The following is a 14,810-nucleotide window of genomic DNA, read 5'->3' on the forward strand; positions in this document are numbered from 1 at the left end:
CGATGATCCTCTGACATAAGGAGGAGTGGCGGTGGCCCGATCGGAAATTATTTCCCACGACGAGCTACAATCGTGGCTTCTTGACAAGATCGCCTTCTACCTCGACAGGCCTGTGGAAAACATCGATCCCGGAGTCGAACTCGCCCGTTACGGGGTGGACTCGGTGTACGCGATCAGCATCATCAGCGACATCGAGGACCATCTGCAGGTGGAGGTCGACGTGGCCGAGGCGCGGCGCCGGGAGACGGTGGCCGACCTCACCGACTACCTGCTCGACCTCGTCGCGTGATGGCCGGCCGGCCCGAGGCCGGCGCCGCCGGGCCCGCCATGGTGGTGCTCGGCGACAGCGTGGCCGAGGGCCAGGACGATCCGGACCCGGCCGGCGGGTGGCTCGGCTGGGCCGGACGGCTGGCCCGTCACCTGGGGATTTCCCCTGAGGAGATGCTCAACGCCTCCGATCCGGGCGCGACGGTCGAGGACGTGGTGCGCGACCAGCTGCCCGCCGTGCGCGAGATGGCGCCGCGGCTGGTCGTGCTCGGCTGCGGGATGAACGACGCGTTGCGCGGCTTCGAGCGGGAGGCCGCGGCCGGCCGGCTGGCGGAGCTGTTCGGCTGGGCCCGCGGGCGCGGCGCGGTCGTCCTCGCCATCCCGGTGCCGCGGCCGCCGCTGCTGGACATCACGCCGATCTCGCAGTTCCGCAAGAAACGCACGGTGCAGCGCATTCATGACTTCAATGCCGAGCTCGACCGGGTCTCCCGCGAGTTCGGAATGGCCTTTCCCGAGCGGGAGACAGTGGCGAGAGTCGCCGATCCCGCGATGTGGAGCGCCGACGGAATCCACCTGAATCCGGATGGGCACGCCTATGTCGCAGAGGTGATGGCGCGGATTGCGGCAAGCCTGCTCGGCGAGCGGGTGAAATGAAATCCGTGGGCCGATCCAGCAGTCTGGGAGACTGATGAAAAGAGAATATTCCGTCGCCCGCGCACTCCGTTCGCCGATGCCGCTGTTCCTCGCTCCCGTACTGGTCGTGCAGGCATGGCGGACGGTGCGGCGGACACCGCGGCTGGACCCGGCGACCGGGGACGAGCAGGGCTTCGTCGCCGGCGCCGACCCCGGGCGGGGCCCGGCCTTCCGGGTCGTGGTGATCGGCGAGTCCACCGCCGTGGGCGTCGGCGCGTCCCGGCACGCCGAGGCGCTGCCCGGCTTCCTGGCGGAGGAACTGGGCGAGCGGCTGCGGCGCAGCGTGGCCTGGTCGGTCTCCGGCCGCAACGGCGCGACGGCCCGGCGCATCATCGCCGGGCTCGTCCCGCCCGCGAACGGCTCCGCGCCGAACCTGGTGGTCGTCACCGCGGGCATCAACGACCTGCTCAGGCGGCGACCCCTGCGCCGGTGGGCGGCGGACGTGACCGAGCTCGTCGCCCTCCTGCGCGGCCGGTTCCCGGAGGCGACGGTGCTCGTCGCCGGGATGCCGCCGGTGCACCGCTTCCCCGCCCTGCCGCGGCCGCTGCGCTCGGTCCTCGGCGCGCGGGCGCGCGCCATGGACCGGATCACCCGGGACGCCGCCGCGGCGGGCGGCGCCGTCCACGCTCCCATGGACGAGGCGATGGCCCGCGACCCCCACCTCTTCGCGTCCGACGGCTTCCACCCGTCGGCCGCGGGGTACCGGGTCTGGGCCCGCGACCTCGCCCGCGCCGCCGTCCCCGCCACCGCTCCCGTGACCGGATCCGTCGGCGCTCCCGCCGCCGGATCCGGCGACCCGCCACAGGACACGCCCCCCGCCGGCGCCGTCCCGCCGAGGACGGCCGACTGACCCAACGGCAAGCGAAGGGAGCAGCTCGGATGACGGTTCCCGGAACGTTCCGAACGGCGGTGGAGGCCAAGGACCTCGCCGCCATCACCGATGCGCTGGACCCCGGCATCGAGTTCCGCAGTCCGGTGATGGTGAAGCCCTACCTGGGGCGCGACGCCGTCGCGGCCCTGCTCGGCGTCCTGCTGGAGGTCTTCGAGGACTTCCACTACACCGACGAGTTGGTGGGCGTCGCCCCGGGAGGGGGCAACGGCGCAGAACCGCCGGCGCAGGCGCTGATCTTCAGCGCCCGGGTGCTGGGCAAGGACGTCCAGGGGCTGGACCTGCTCAGGTTCGGCGAGACCGGGCTCGTCACCGGTCTGACCGTCATGGTCCGCCCGCTGCCCGCGGCGATGACGCTCGCCCGGGTGGTCGGCAGACGCATGGAGGATCCGACGAACGCCGACGACGCGGGGGGCCCGTCCGGCGACACCGCGCAGCCATAGGGAGCCGACCCGCACAGGAGTCGCGGCCCGCGAACCGGAAGGCGCGACCCACACAAGGGAGTCGAAGGAAATGGATAGCAAGGTCCCCGCACACCCCGTGCATCCCGCCCGCCCCGCTCACTCCGCCTCCGGGGCTCACGCTGAGAGTTCCGTCCATCCCGGGCATTCCGTCCACCCGGGCCATTCTGAGAACCCCGCAGCCGAGAACCCCGCATCCGAGGGCCCCGCGCCCGCTTCCGCGGGTTCCGCGCCCGGGCGGCACCCGCGCGCGAAGCTGGCCCCGGCCCACCGGATCGCCGCCGACCTGGACGGCTATCTCGGCGACCCGATGGACGACGAGGCCGGGCCCTTCTCCTACAAGGCCATCGTGGAGGCGGAGGAGCGCGACGAGATCCCCCCGGGCGCGGTGGACGCCGTCCGGGCGTGGGGTTTCCCCAAGTACCTGGTGCCGAGCGGGCTGGGCGGGCGCCTGACGACGCTGGAGGAGCTGTTCTTCGTCACCCGCGGCATCTCGCGCCGCAGCGTCACCGTCGCGGTCATGTACGGGTCCGGGTTGCTGGCGGTCAACCCGGTGTGGCTGTGGGGCGACGCGTGGCAGCGCAGGACCGTGGCGGACGGGGTGCTGCGCGGCGACCTGGCCTGCTTCGGCGTCTCGGAGGCCGACCACGGCAGCGACGTGATGGCGTCGGAGTCGGAGGCCGACATCCAGGGGGACGAGCTGGTCCTGACCGGGGTGAAGTGGCCGGTCGGCAACGCCACCCGCGGACGGTTCGTCACCACCTATGCCAGGACCGGCCCGCGCGACTTCTCCCTCATCCTGGTCGACAAGCGGGAACTGGACCCGGCGGCCTGGTCGACGCTGCCGCCCGTCCGGACGGTCGGGCTGCGCGGCCACGACCTGTCCGGCGTCGCGTTCTCCGGGGCGCGGCTGCCCGCCGAGCGGGTGATCGGGCGGCGCGGCTCCGGGCTCGTCCAGACGCTGAAGACCCTGCAGATCACCCGGACCGCGATCGCGGCGCTGTCGGTCGGGACCATGGACGCGGTGGTGCGCATCGGGATGGAGTACGCCCGCCAGCGCACCCTGTACGGCTCGGACATCTACCGGATCCCGGTGATCCGCGACCATCTGGTCAAGGCGCACCTGGACCTGCTGATCGCCGAGTGCGTGGCCATTCCGGTGGCGCGCTGCCTGACGGTCGCGCCCGGACGGCTCAGCCTGTGGTCCTCGATCGTGAAGTACTTCGTGCCCGTCCTCGGCGAGGAGGTCGTGGCCAGCATCGGGACCGTGCTCGCCGCGCGCGGCTACCTGCGCGAGGGCGTGGCGCACGGGGTGTTCCAGAAGCTGCAGCGCGATCACGCGATCGCGAGCATCTTCGAGGGCACCACGCACGTGAACCTCGCCAACGTCGCGGGCCAGCTGCCCTTCCTGATCGACCCGCAGGCGGAGACGGGCCGCGAGGACGAACTGCTCGCCGACCTGTTCCGCTGGACGCGGACGCCGCCCGCCTGGGAGCCCGACGGCCGCCGGCTCCAGCTCACCAACGAGGGGCGCGACGAGATCGGCCAGCGGTTCGAGGAGATCTCCGAGGAGGTGCTGGCGGCGGCGAACGCGCACGCCGCGCCCGGCGTCGCGGCCGAGCTGAAGGACCTGCTGTCCGCCATCGGCACCCTGCGCGCCAGGATCGAGGAGGGCATCCGCGCGAACGAGGGCGACACCTCCTCCGTCGCGGCGCTGACGCGGGCCAAACGGTACTGCGAGCTGCACGCGATGACGTCGTGCATGCTCACCTGGCTGCACAACCGGGAGGTGTTCGGCGGGGCGTTCGAGGAGGGCCAGTGGCTCGTCCTGTGCCTGCAGCGGCTGCTCCAGCGGGCGCAGCCCGACACCGTCCTGTCCGAGGACTTCCTCCCGCCGGTGGAGGACGCGATGTTCCGCGCCACGGGCGAGCGGCGCTGGTTCTCCCTGCTCTCCCTGTCCCCGCTCCCTCCCTCCCTGCTCATCTCCGCCGAGGACGAGTGACACCCATGGCCGGGCCACCGGAGACGACGAGAGATTTCGTGTCGCTCGTCCGGAAGAACATGCGGACGCACGGCGACACCCGCTCCTTCACCTTCATCAGCGAGGAACCGGGACGCCGGTACAAGGAGAACGTGCTCGGCTTCGCCGACCTGGACCGCAAGGCCCGCGCGCTCGCCTGCCGCCTGGAGTCGCGCGGCTTACGGGACCGGGCCGTCCTGCTGCTCTACCCGGAGGGGCTGGAGTTCCTGGCGGCGTTCCTCGGCTGCCTGTACGCGCGCGTCATCGCCGTCCCGGCCCCGCTCCCGGACCTGGACGCGGGCCGCTTCGGCCGCACCCGCCGGATCATCGAGGACGCCGACGTCGCGCTGATCCTCACCGACACCGCCCACCGCGACACCCTCGACGCGTGGCTGTCGGCCGCCGGGCTGAAGGGGCGCGTGCACTGCCTGGACACCCAGGCGGGCAAGGACACCGACGCCGGCGACTGGTCCCCGCCGCGGTCCGGCCCGGACACCGTCGCCTTCCTCCAGTACACCTCCGGGTCGACCAGCGAGCCGAAGGGCGTCATGGTCACCCACGGCAACCTGCTGGCGAACGGCGAGGAGATCAGGCGCCGCATCGAGGGGTCGCCCGCCACGGTCGGCGTCGGCTGGGTGCCGCACTACCACGACATGGGCCTGGTGGGTCAGTTCCTCCAGCCGCTCTACCTCGGCTGCCGGTACGTGTTCACCTCGCCGATCACGTTCATCAAGCGCCCCGTGCTGTGGCTGGAGCTGATCACCCGGTACCGGGGGACGATCACCGTGGCGCCCAACTTCGGGTACGAGCTGGTGCTGCGCCGCGTCACCGACCGGCAGATGGAGGGCCTCGACCTGTCGTCGCTGACCGTCGTGAAGAACGGCGCCGAGCCCGTCCGGGCCGCGACGCTGGAGGCGATGGCCGAGCGGTTCGCCCCGGTCGGGTTCCGTCCCTCGATGTGGATGCCGTGCTACGGGATGGCCGAGACGACCCTGCTCATCACCGGCGCGCCCCTCGGCGGCGGCCCGGTCGTCCGCGACTTCGACGCCGGGGCCCTCGCGCGGAACGAGGCCGTCCCCGCTAACGAGGTCGTCCCCGCGAACGGGGCCGTTCCCGCGAGCGAGGCCGTTCCCGCGAGCGAGGCCATTCCCGCGAACGAGGCCGTTCCCGCGAACGGGACCGCCCCCGCGAACGGGACCGCCCCGCCGGGCGGGACCCCCGCCCACGGCGGCGTCAGGCGGCTCGTCAGCAGCGGCCGTCCCGTCACCCTGGACGTCCGCGTCGTCGACCCCGAGACCCGCGCCGAGCGGCCGGAGCGGCGCGTGGGGGAGATCTGGGTGCGCGGCGGCAGCGTCGCCCGCGGCTACTGGGAGAGCCCCGCGGAGACCGAGGCGACGTTCCGCGCCCGCACGTCCACCGGCGAGGGCACGTTCCTGCGGACGGGCGATCTCGGCTTCGTCGCCGACGGCGAGCTCTACGTCACCGGGCGGATCAAGGACCTGATCATCGTCAACGGCCGCAACATCCACGCGCACGACATCGAGGAGGTGGCGCGGGCGGCCCATCCGGCCGCGCTGCTGGGCGCCGCCTTCGCGATCGACGCCGCCATCGACCCCGACCTCGGCCCCGGGCCGCCCGGCGACGCCGTCGACGCGAGCCGGGAGCAGGTCGTCATCGTCCAGGAGGTCAGCACCCGTGCCGCCGCCGGGACGCCCCTGGAGGAGGTGGCCGCCGCCGTCAAGACCCGCGTCGCCCGCACCTTCGAGCTGCCCGCCGTCAGCGTCGTGCTGGCCGCGCGGGGCTCGGTCAGGCGGACGACCAGCGGGAAGATGCAGCGCCGGCTGACCCGCGAGGCGTTCCTGACCGGGAAGATCACCGAACTCGCGGCCGATCTCGAACCGGGCGTCGCCGGCCTCCGGAAGGCGCGCCCACAAGTTGACGCTGACCAATCCTAGTCAACATGATGACTAATCATGTCGTTGTCTGCTAACGTCGGGCATCACCCTGAGTCAAGGCGGGGAGAGAAGGCCGATGGCGCTACGTCACGCGGTGCTGGCGGCGCTGCTCGACGGCGAGTACAGCGGCTACCAGCTGGCAAAGATCTTCGATTTGTCGGTCTCCAACTTCTGGCACGCCGTACCGCAGCAGCTCTACTCGGAGCTGTCGAGGTTGGAGACGGAAGGTCTGATCAGCGGGCGGCAGATCATCCAGCACGATCGTCCCAACAAGCGCGTGTACACCGTCACCCAGGCCGGCGTCGACGAGCTCGAACGGTTCGCCGTGACCCCCGCCAAGCCAGGGATCATCCGCGAGAACCTGCTCGTCATGGTCCAGGCCGTGGACCACATCTGCGCCGACTCCGTCATCGCGCAGCTGGAAGACCGGGCGGTGGCCTCGGCGGCCAAGGTCGAGGTCTTCGAACGCACCCTCAAGCACCTGCGCGGCGACCTGGACGAGGAGTCCTTCCTGCGCACCGGGTCCCCTCTCGGGCCCTACCTCACGTGCCTGCGCGGACAACGCTTCGAGCAGGAGAACTACGCGTGGTTCACCAGCACCGCCCGGCTGCTGCGCGCCCGGGCGGGCACCCAGTCCGAGGGGAGCGGCCCGCCATGAGGCGGCCCCGTCGTCCCTCGCACGCCGTGCCGCCGTCTGCCCGGACAGCGGCGGCACCGGCACCAACCCCCCACGCCCACCCCGGCCTCGCGCTTCGGCCGAGCTGGAACCGGGCGGCACGCCTTAGTCAAGGAGGCGTTCATCATGTCAGGCGACCACCACACCATCGAACTCCCTAGCACCCCACTCCCGAGCCAACTGACCACCGCGTCGCAGGTCGCGCCACCGAACGGCACGGCGCCGAACGGGCTGCGGGGCCTGGACGAGCCCCAGGCCGTCCTGCTGGGCGAGCTGACGCTGCCCGCCGAGCGGGAGTCCGTGCCCGCGGCGCGGCGCTTCAGCAGGTCCGTCAGCACCGCGTCCGGCATCGGGCACATCGCCGACGACGCCGAGGTCCTGGTGTCCGAACTGGTCACCAACGCCGTCCGGCACGCGCCGGTCGCCGGCGCCGCGCTGTGCCTGCGGCTGCTGCGCGCGGGCATCCGGCTCCGCATCGAGGTGCACGACCAGAGCGCCGCCGTCCCGACGGCGCGGCCGGTCGACCTCATGGAGGAGACGGGGCGCGGCTGGTTCCTCGTGGCGGTCATGGCCGACGGGCACGGCACCGACCACACCGCCTCCGGCAAGGCGGTCTGGTGCGAGGTGCGCGCCTGGCCGCGGGACGAGCACCCCGGCCACTGAGCAGTTCCCGCGCACCCCCGGTACGGCGATGGGAAATGCCATGCCTGCTAACGCCATGCCCGCCGACAAGCGGCCCCCTGACAAGCGGCCCCCCGACCAGGGGTCCGCCGGCCAGCGGCCGTTCGACCAACCGCCCGCCGACCAGCGGCCCGCCGACCGGGGGCCGATCGATCGAAGGCCCGCCGACCCGTGGCCCGGTGACCACCGGCCTCCGGGGGAGCCCGCCGGCCGGCGGCCCGCCGATCCTCGCCGTCCCCCCGACTACTACCGGGAGGACGGGCGGCGCGCCACGGCCGAGGAGGCCCAGCGGCTGCTGCTCGACGTCCGGGGACGCCTGCTCGCGCAGGACGTCATCCGCGTCGGCTCCGTCGTCGTGGTCGTCTCGACCTGGTTCACCGTGATCGACCTCGGCATCGCGGCGAACGGAAGGCCGCTGCTGTGGCAGACGATCGTGTCCGACCACGCGATGCACGCCGACATCGGGCAGTACACCGCGCGGGACAAGGCCCTGCGCGGGCACGCCCAGGCCGTCGCCATGATCACCAGTCGGCTGCGCGGCCTGGTCGCCCGCGCGGCCCTGGACGAGGCCCACCCCTGACCCCGCACCCCCGACACACGGGCCACCCCCGACACACGGATCGGCAGGCACGGCCCGCCCCCGGCTAGAGGTAGTGATCTCGATGTCCCGCACGACACCCCGCGACGACGCGTCCGGGCGAAGGCCCCGGCGTAGGCGTCCCATCCGGCTGCGGATCACGGCGCTGCTGCTGGTCCCGCTGGTGTCCCTCATCACCCTGTGGGCCTTCGCCGCGAACATCACGCTCGGCGACGCGTTCGACAAGTACGACTTCTCCACGACGTACGAGAAGGTGGGCCTTCCCGGCATCTACCTGGTGAACCAGCTCCAGGCGGAGCGTTCGCTCAGCGTCGTCGCGCTCAGCACGCGCGACCCGGCGGCCCGGCAGAAGCTCGGCGGGCAGCGCGCCCGGGTGAGCGGCGTGGACAAGGTGTTCCGCTCGACCGCGCTGTCGCCCGAGGCGAGGGACGCGGCCCGGCCGGAGACCAAACGGCGGCTCGCCGAGGCGCTCAGAGCGCTGGACCGGCTGCCGCAGTTACGCGCCAGGGTCGACTCGGGCCGGGTCCAGCCGCTGGAGGTCATCAACTCCTACAGCGTCCTGCTCGACCAGGTCATCAAGGTCTTCGACGGCCTGGTGACGGTCAACGACGTCGCCATCTTCACCCAGGGCCGGGCGCTGATCGGGATCGGCAACGCCCGCGCCTACATGCTGCGGGAGGACTCGCTCGTCACCGCCGCGATGGCGCGCAACGGGAGGCTCACCGCCGCCGAGCACACCGCGTTCGTCCAGTGGGCGGCAGAGGGGCGGCGGGAGTTCGAGGCCGGGCTCGCCGATCTCAACGAGCAGATCCGCGGGCCGCTCGGCAAGCTCGCCGCCTCCGCGGAGTTCCAGCGGTACCGGGCGGCCGAGGACGCGATCGTCAACACGCGCGGCGACCGGCTGCCGCCCGAGGCGGCGGACTGGCAGGCCACCACGCAGCTGCTGTCGCAGGCGTGGGCGCAGAAGGTCACCGAGGCGAGCCTCGCGCTCAACGAGATGGCCAAGCCGATCGGTGAGCGGATCATCATGCGGCTCGTCCTGGCGGGCGGGTTCGGGCTGCTCGCGGTGATCGCCTCGATCGTGCTGTCGCTGCTGGCCGCGCGCAGCCTGTCGCGGGAGCTGCGGGGGCTGCAGCGCGCCGCGCTGAAACTCGCCGAGGACCGGCTGCCCGGCGTCGTCGCCCGGCTGCGGCGCGGTGAGGAGGTGGACGTGGACGCCGAGGCGCCGCCGCTCGTCATCGGCAGGTCCCGGGAGGTCGCGCGCGTCGGCGACGCCTTCACCAAGGTGCAGCACACCGCGATCGAGACCGCCGTCCGGGAGTCCTACCTGCGGCAGGGCATCAGCCGCGTGTTCCTCAACGTCGCGTGGCGCAGCCAGTCGCTGCTGCACCGCCAGCTGCGGATGCTGGACGAGATGGAGCGCGACGCCTCCGACCCCAAGGTGCTGGAGGACCTGTTCCGACTCGACCACCTCACCACCCGCATGCGCCGCCACGCCGAGGGCCTGGTCATCCTGTCCGGGACGTCCCCGGGGCGGGGCTGGAGCCGGCCCGTGCACGTCGAGGACGTGCTGCGCGCCGCGGTCGCCGAGGTCGAGGACTACACGCGGGTCGAGATCGTCGTGGTGTCCGGGCAGGCCGCGGTGATCGGCGAGGCCGTCGCCGACATCATCCACCTGCTCGCCGAGCTGATCGAGAACGCCACGGTGTTCTCGCCCGCGCCCACCGAGGTGCTCGTCCGCGGCGAGATGGGCGCCAACGGGTTCGCCGTCGACATCATCGACCGCGGCATCGGACTCGACCAGTCCGAGCTGGACGCGCTGAACCTGCGGCTGTCGCAGCCGCCCGAGTTCGACCTGGCCGTCACCGACCGGCTCGGGCTGTTCGTCGTCGGCCGGCTCGCCGGCCGGCACGGTATCAGGGTCGCGCTGCAGCCGTCGCTGTACGGGGGCGTCAGCGCCGTCGTGCTGATCCCGCGCCGGCTCATCGTGGACGTCGACCAGCCCGAGGACGAGGACGGCGCCGTCCAGGACGGCACCGTCCAGGACGGCACCGTCCAGGCCGGTCCCGCCCAGCAGCGGGGCGCGTCGGCGGTGAACGGGTCGACACCCGTTTGGCCCACGCCTCCGACACCGTCGTCCACCGCGACGCTCAACGCGCCGGTGTACGACATCACCCCTGTTCAGGACGTGGCGTCGACCGATACGGCGCCCAACAGGGTGGTCCCCGGCGGCCCGGTGCCGGGCGCGCCAGGGCCGATCAGTGAAGCGGCGCCGCCAGAGACGCCGGTGTCCCTCCCCCAGTGGATGAGCGAGGAGAAGCCGGACCAGAACGCGGCGGTGGGGTTCGACGACGGTGACCAGACCCCGACGTCGTTCGGCACCCCACCGCCGCATGGTCCGCCGCCGTCGCGGGGGACGCCGCCGCCGACCGACGCCACACGTCCCTTCCAGGCCGCGGGCCCCCGCGCACCCGACTACGGCGGCGGTTCCTACGGCGGGGCGACCGGCCAGTACGGGGCGCCCGCGTCGTTCGGCGAGACGTCGTTCGGCGAGTCCCCGTTCGGCGGGACGCAGTTCGGGCATGCGCCGGCGGCCGGCGGCGGGCGGGCCCCGCTGCCGCGCCGGGTGCGCGGCGGGAGCCTCGCGCCCCAGCTGCGCGAGGCCGGCGCCTACGAAGACACCGGTTCCTACGAGGAGACCGGCCCGTACGGAGAAGAGTCCGCCGCCACCGGCGACGCCATCGCCGCCTGGGAGGAACGGTCGGCGGACGCGTCCCGGGACCTGTTCGCGTCCCTGCAGGCGGGCTGGCTGCGCGGCCGGGACGAGGACGAGGCGCCCGAAGGACCCGTGGACGGCATGGAGGGAAGATCATGACCTATCAGGGAGTGGCCGCGGAGCTGAACTTCCTTCTCGACGACCTGGTCGACCGGGTCCCGCAGATCCGGAAGGTGGTCGTGCTGTCCCGGGACGGGCTCGTCATGGGCATGTCGCGGGGCGTCGCGCGCGAGGACTCGGAGTACCTCGCGGCCCTCGCCGCCGGGTTCCACAGCCTCGCCGTCGGGGCGCGGCCGCAACTGGACTCCGGCGAGATCCGGCAGACGCTCGTCGAGATGGACAAGGGCCTGTTCTTCGTCGTCCCGGCCGGGGCCAACAGCTGCCTCGCGCTGCTCAGCGAGGTCGGCGCCAACGCCGGCCTCGTCGCCTACGAGATGACGATGCTGGTCAAGCGGGTCGGCAGGCAGCTGTCCACCGGACTCAGGCAAGGTGCGCCCGGACCCGGACACCGGTGACCCGCCATGGACCCCAGTGACGGGCCCGGTGCTCCCCGGGGTCCCGGCAGGGAACGGTGGCTCGACGCCGCCGCCGGACCGATCGTCCGTCCCTATGCGGTGACGCGCGGCCGCACCCGGCCGAGCGGCGAGCCGCTCGATATCGTGGCGATCCTCGTTGCGACCGGGCGGCCGCCGCCCGAGCCCGGCCGGCTCTCGCGCCAGCAGCGCCGGCTGCTGGCGCTGTGCCGGCGCCCGCACGCCCTCGCCGACCTCGCCTCGGACCTCAACCTGCCCTTCGGGGTGATCCGGGTGCTGGCCGGCGACCTGCTCGACTCCGGCCTCCTGGAAGTCCAGCGATGGTCCCCGGCGCCGTCGCCGTCCGGGCCGTTCGGCCCGGCGACCGCGCTCCAGCCGCACAACGACCCGAACCTGCTCAGGAGGGTGCTCGATGAACTCCGCGCGCTCTGACGCCCCGCCCCCCGCCACCGTGGAACCGGACGAGCCCGACGATCGGGCGGACGGCCCGCGCGTCGCGCTGAAGATCCTCGTCGCCGGAGGGTTCGGCGTCGGGAAGACGACCATGGTCGGCGCGGTCAGCGAGATCCGCCCGCTGCGCACCGAGGAGGCGCTGACCGACGTGAGCGTCGGCGTCGACGACCTCGACGGCGTGGCCGCCAAGACGACCACGACCGTGGCGATGGACTTCGGCCGCATCACGCTGCGCGACGGCGTCGCCATCTACCTGTTCGGGACGCCCGGCCAGGAGCGGTTCTGGTTCATGTGGAACGAGCTGTCGCGCGGCGCGCTCGGCGCGGTCGTCCTCGCCGACACGCGGCGGCTGATGGCGAGCTTCGCCTCGATCGACTACTTCGAGCGCAAGGGCACGCCGTTCGTCGTCGCCGTCAACTGCTTCGACGACGCCGACCGCTACGAGGCGCCCGAGATCCGGACGGCGCTGGACATCGATCCCCACGTCCCCGTCCTGCTGTGCGACGCCCGCCGGACGGGGTCGGCGAAGCAGGTGCTCGTCTCGCTGGTCGAGCACGCGCTGCGGCTCGCGGGCGGCACCCGGCACGCCTAGCAGGCCGGACCTGCCGCGGCCGCCCGTCAGCCCCCCGGCCCGCCGTTCGCCTGCTCGCCGTCCGCCGTGCCCGGCGGGCCCATGACGATCTCGTCCACCGCGACGTCGTGGCCGTCCGCGCATCTGACCTGCGCCGTCACGCGCTCGTCGCAGCGGGCGTGCGTCAGCATGACCTGGCGGCCCTCCTCGTGGGGAAGATAGGTCTCGCCCCATTCCATGAGGCTGACGAGGGTGGGCGCGAGGTCCAGGCCCATCTTCGTCAGGTGGTACTCGTACCGCGTGCGCTGCCCCGGCTCCTGGTAGGGCTCCCTGGTGAGCAGGCCGGCGTCGACGAGATGGCGCAGCCGGGCGGTGACCGCCGACTCGGTCATGCCGAGGTTGCGCACGAAGTCGCCGAAACGGTTCGTCCCGAAGAACGCCTCGCTGAGCACCAGCACCGCCGACGGCGGGCCGAGCGCGGCGAGCGTCCTCGCGACCGGGCAGTTCTGCATCGACCAGGCGTCACGGTCGGCGAAGTGCCCTTCCAGTGAGATTGTCACCCTTCCACTATAAACCTGCTGACTTCGCTTGACCAAAGTCAGGTGGCTCGCTAGCCTCCCTGACTATGGTGGAACAAAGTCAGGTGCGCGGCGCGGGCCGGGTCCGCAGGGGGCCGGTGCTCGCGGTGCTCTCCGTCGCCTCCTTCATGGCGGGCCTCGACCTGTTCATCGTCAACGTGGCGTTCACCGACATCGGCCGCGACTTCGCCGGGGAGTCGATGGCCGACCTGTCCTGGGTGCTCAACGGATACGCGATCGTGTTCGCCGCCCTCCTGGTGCCGCTCGGCCGGCTCGCCGACCGCTACGGCCGCAAGACGGGCCTCCTCCTCGGCCTGACCGTCTTCACCCTCGCCTCCCAGGCGTGCGCGGCCGCCCCGTCCCTGTGGTGGCTCGTCGCCTTCCGCGTCGTGCAGGCCGCGGGCGCCGCGGCGCTCATCCCCACCAGCCTCGGGCTGCTGCTGTCGGCGTTCCCGGCGGAGCGGCGCGGCGGCGCGGTGCGGATCTGGTCGGCGGCCTCGGCGATCGCCGCCGCGGCCGGGCCGGCGGTCGGCGGCGTCCTGGTGGACGTCTCCTGGCGCTGGGTTTTCGAGGTCAACGTCCCCATCGGGATCGCGGCGGTGCTGCTCGCGGCCCGCCTCGTCCCCGACTCGCGCGAGGGCCTGACGGCCCGCGTCCCCGACCTGGTCGGGACCGTCGTGGCCACCGCGGCGATCGCGCTGCTGGCGCTCGGCGTGGTGAAGATCAACGACTGGCCGGGCGAGCGGACGGTCCTCGTGGTCGCCGCCGCGCTGCTCGGCCTCGCCTGGTTCTGGCTGCGCTCCCTGCGCCACCCCGCGCCGGTGATCGAGCCCGCGCTGCTGGCCGTCCGCACCTTCTTCTGGTCCAACGCCGCGGTGCTGCTGTTCACCGTCGCGTTCGCCGCCAACCTGCTGCTCGGCGTGCTGTGGATGCAGCAGGTCTGGCACTACTCGCCGATCCGCACCGGGCTCGCCGTCGCGCCCGGCCCCCTGATGGTCCCCGTGATGGCGCTCATCGCCGGACGCCTCGCCGCGCGCGTCCCGGTCGGGCTGATCACCGCCGTCGGGTGCATGCTCTGCGCGTTCGGCGTCGTCCTGATCGCGATGAGCCTGGGCCCGGCGCCGGCCTACGCCTCCGAGATGCTGCCGGGCTGGCTCGTCGGCGGGACGGGCGTCGGGCTCGCGCTGCCCACCATCCTGTCCGCCGCCGCGGTCGAGCTGCCGTCCCACCGCTACGCCACGGGCAGCGCCGTGGTGAACATGAGCCGCCAGATCGGCGCGGTGCTCGGCGTCAGCCTCGCCGTCGCGGTCCTCGGCACCCCGCGCGGCTACCCCGACGCCCACACCGCCTACGTCCACGCTTGGCTGATGGTCGGCGCGTTCATGGTGATCGCAGCGATCGCCGCCCTTGGCATGACCCCGCGCCGGCTCCGGCCGTCCCGTCCCGTCCCCGAGCCAGAAACGGAAGTGATCGCCCGCGCCTGACACCCCTCCTTGACACGGGAAACGGGCGAAGCCTTGACCCGGACCGCGAGGCCCGGTTCGTCCGTACCCCGCACAGCAGGCACCTCATCCGGAGAGGTGCCATCGACGTGGCGAGCCTCCCGGCCTCATCCCGAGCGAGGCGACGTCCCAGTGGGCGGAGAAGGGGTGTGGTGGC

General features: G+C 72.9%; 15 protein-coding genes. 14 read left to right on the forward strand and 1 reads right to left on the reverse strand.

What is annotated here, in order from left to right; all coding sequences use genetic code 11:
* Positions 1 to 25: 25 nt before the first annotated feature.
* The 13 genes from AB0H37_RS21495 (at position 26) to AB0H37_RS21555 (ending at position 12,594) form a co-directional block, all read left to right on the forward strand.
* Positions 26 to 289, forward strand: coding sequence for an acyl carrier protein (locus AB0H37_RS21495; RefSeq protein WP_089311288.1), 264 nt, complete (start codon positions 26 to 28; stop codon positions 287 to 289).
* Positions 289 to 921 (forward strand): SGNH/GDSL hydrolase family protein, encoded by a 633-nt coding sequence (locus AB0H37_RS21500; RefSeq protein WP_179832619.1) that lies wholly within the window; start codon positions 289 to 291, stop codon positions 919 to 921. The genes AB0H37_RS21495 and AB0H37_RS21500 overlap by 1 nt, the downstream gene beginning before the upstream one ends.
* Positions 922 to 955: 34 nt before the next feature.
* Positions 956 to 1,810 (forward strand): SGNH/GDSL hydrolase family protein, encoded by an 855-nt coding sequence (locus AB0H37_RS21505; protein ID WP_329095055.1) that lies wholly within the window; start codon positions 956 to 958, stop codon positions 1,808 to 1,810.
* A 29-nt stretch (positions 1,811 to 1,839) separates the two neighbouring features.
* Positions 1,840 to 2,292 (forward strand): nuclear transport factor 2 family protein, encoded by a 453-nt coding sequence (locus tag AB0H37_RS21510; RefSeq protein ID WP_360614625.1) that lies wholly within the window; start codon positions 1,840 to 1,842, stop codon positions 2,290 to 2,292.
* Positions 2,293 to 2,362: 70 nt separating this feature from the next.
* Positions 2,363 to 4,312, forward strand: a complete 1,950-nt coding sequence (locus tag AB0H37_RS21515) for an acyl-CoA dehydrogenase (RefSeq protein WP_360614627.1) — start codon at positions 2,363 to 2,365, stop codon at positions 4,310 to 4,312.
* Positions 4,313 to 4,350: 38 nt separating this feature from the next.
* Positions 4,351 to 6,285, forward strand: a complete 1,935-nt coding sequence (locus AB0H37_RS21520) for an AMP-binding protein (RefSeq protein ID WP_360614629.1) — start codon at positions 4,351 to 4,353, stop codon at positions 6,283 to 6,285.
* 76 nt (positions 6,286 to 6,361) lie between these two features.
* A complete protein-coding gene (locus AB0H37_RS21525; RefSeq protein WP_179832624.1) occupies positions 6,362 to 6,943 on the forward strand; it encodes a PadR family transcriptional regulator in 582 nt (193 codons plus the stop codon).
* A gap of 144 nt (positions 6,944 to 7,087) precedes the next feature.
* Positions 7,088 to 7,624, forward strand: a complete 537-nt coding sequence (locus tag AB0H37_RS21530) for an ATP-binding protein (protein ID WP_360614631.1) — start codon at positions 7,088 to 7,090, stop codon at positions 7,622 to 7,624.
* A 40-nt stretch (positions 7,625 to 7,664) separates the two neighbouring features.
* Positions 7,665 to 8,222 (forward strand): hypothetical protein, encoded by a 558-nt coding sequence (locus tag AB0H37_RS21535; protein ID WP_179832626.1) that lies wholly within the window; start codon positions 7,665 to 7,667, stop codon positions 8,220 to 8,222.
* 82 nt (positions 8,223 to 8,304) lie between these two features.
* On the forward strand, positions 8,305 to 11,115 hold the full coding sequence (locus AB0H37_RS21540; RefSeq protein WP_360614634.1) for a nitrate- and nitrite sensing domain-containing protein: 2,811 nt from the start codon (positions 8,305 to 8,307) through the stop codon (positions 11,113 to 11,115).
* Positions 11,112 to 11,531, forward strand: a complete 420-nt coding sequence (locus tag AB0H37_RS21545; protein WP_179832628.1) for a roadblock/LC7 domain-containing protein — start codon at positions 11,112 to 11,114, stop codon at positions 11,529 to 11,531. The genes AB0H37_RS21540 and AB0H37_RS21545 overlap by 4 nt, the downstream gene beginning before the upstream one ends.
* A gap of 6 nt (positions 11,532 to 11,537) precedes the next feature.
* The gene (locus tag AB0H37_RS21550; protein WP_179832629.1) at positions 11,538 to 11,981 is read left to right on the forward strand and encodes a DUF742 domain-containing protein; all 444 of its coding nucleotides are present in this window, start codon (positions 11,538 to 11,540) and stop codon (positions 11,979 to 11,981) included.
* On the forward strand, positions 11,962 to 12,594 hold the full coding sequence (locus AB0H37_RS21555; protein ID WP_179832630.1) for an ATP/GTP-binding protein: 633 nt from the start codon (positions 11,962 to 11,964) through the stop codon (positions 12,592 to 12,594). Before AB0H37_RS21550 ends, AB0H37_RS21555 begins: the two co-directional genes overlap by 20 nt.
* A gap of 26 nt (positions 12,595 to 12,620) precedes the next feature.
* On the opposite strand, the gene AB0H37_RS21560 is transcribed toward AB0H37_RS21555, so the two are convergent.
* Positions 12,621 to 13,133 carry a helix-turn-helix domain-containing protein gene (locus AB0H37_RS21560; protein WP_218934984.1) on the reverse strand — a complete coding sequence of 171 codons (513 nt, stop codon included), beginning with the start codon at positions 13,131 to 13,133 and terminating at the stop codon, positions 12,621 to 12,623.
* Between the two features lie 65 nt (positions 13,134 to 13,198).
* Here AB0H37_RS21560 and AB0H37_RS21565 point away from each other — a divergent pair, with 65 nt between their 5' ends.
* The gene (locus AB0H37_RS21565) at positions 13,199 to 14,635 is read left to right on the forward strand and encodes an MFS transporter (RefSeq protein WP_179832631.1); all 1,437 of its coding nucleotides are present in this window, start codon (positions 13,199 to 13,201) and stop codon (positions 14,633 to 14,635) included.
* The last annotated feature ends 175 nt before the right edge of the window (positions 14,636 to 14,810 follow it).

The sequence above is a fragment of the Actinomadura sp. NPDC023710 genome, assembly GCF_040639875.1.
Taxonomy (GTDB): Bacteria; Actinomycetota; Actinomycetes; order Streptosporangiales; family Streptosporangiaceae; genus Spirillospora; species Spirillospora citrea.

What these genes read in the sequence shown, in the direction of transcription:
- AB0H37_RS21515 (WP_360614627.1), top strand. Translation starts at nt 2,363, where the DNA reads ATGGATAGCAAGGTCCCCGCACACCCCGTGCATCCCGCCCGCCCCGCT.
- AB0H37_RS21550 (WP_179832629.1), top strand. Translation starts at nt 11,538, where the DNA reads ATGGACCCCAGTGACGGGCCCGGTGCTCCCCGGGGTCCCGGCAGGGAA.
- AB0H37_RS21525 (WP_179832624.1), top strand. Translation starts at nt 6,362, where the DNA reads ATGGCGCTACGTCACGCGGTGCTGGCGGCGCTGCTCGACGGCGAGTAC.
- AB0H37_RS21565 (WP_179832631.1), top strand. Translation starts at nt 13,199, where the DNA reads ATGGTGGAACAAAGTCAGGTGCGCGGCGCGGGCCGGGTCCGCAGGGGG.
- AB0H37_RS21505 (WP_329095055.1), top strand. Translation starts at nt 956, where the DNA reads ATGAAAAGAGAATATTCCGTCGCCCGCGCACTCCGTTCGCCGATGCCG.
- AB0H37_RS21500 (WP_179832619.1), top strand. Translation starts at nt 289, where the DNA reads ATGGCCGGCCGGCCCGAGGCCGGCGCCGCCGGGCCCGCCATGGTGGTG.
- AB0H37_RS21555 (WP_179832630.1), top strand. Translation starts at nt 11,962, where the DNA reads ATGAACTCCGCGCGCTCTGACGCCCCGCCCCCCGCCACCGTGGAACCG.
- AB0H37_RS21545 (WP_179832628.1), top strand. Translation starts at nt 11,112, where the DNA reads ATGACCTATCAGGGAGTGGCCGCGGAGCTGAACTTCCTTCTCGACGAC.
- AB0H37_RS21530 (WP_360614631.1), top strand. Translation starts at nt 7,088, where the DNA reads ATGTCAGGCGACCACCACACCATCGAACTCCCTAGCACCCCACTCCCG.
- AB0H37_RS21540 (WP_360614634.1), top strand. Translation starts at nt 8,305, where the DNA reads ATGTCCCGCACGACACCCCGCGACGACGCGTCCGGGCGAAGGCCCCGG.
- AB0H37_RS21535 (WP_179832626.1), top strand. Translation starts at nt 7,665, where the DNA reads ATGCCTGCTAACGCCATGCCCGCCGACAAGCGGCCCCCTGACAAGCGG.
- AB0H37_RS21510 (WP_360614625.1), top strand. Translation starts at nt 1,840, where the DNA reads ATGACGGTTCCCGGAACGTTCCGAACGGCGGTGGAGGCCAAGGACCTC.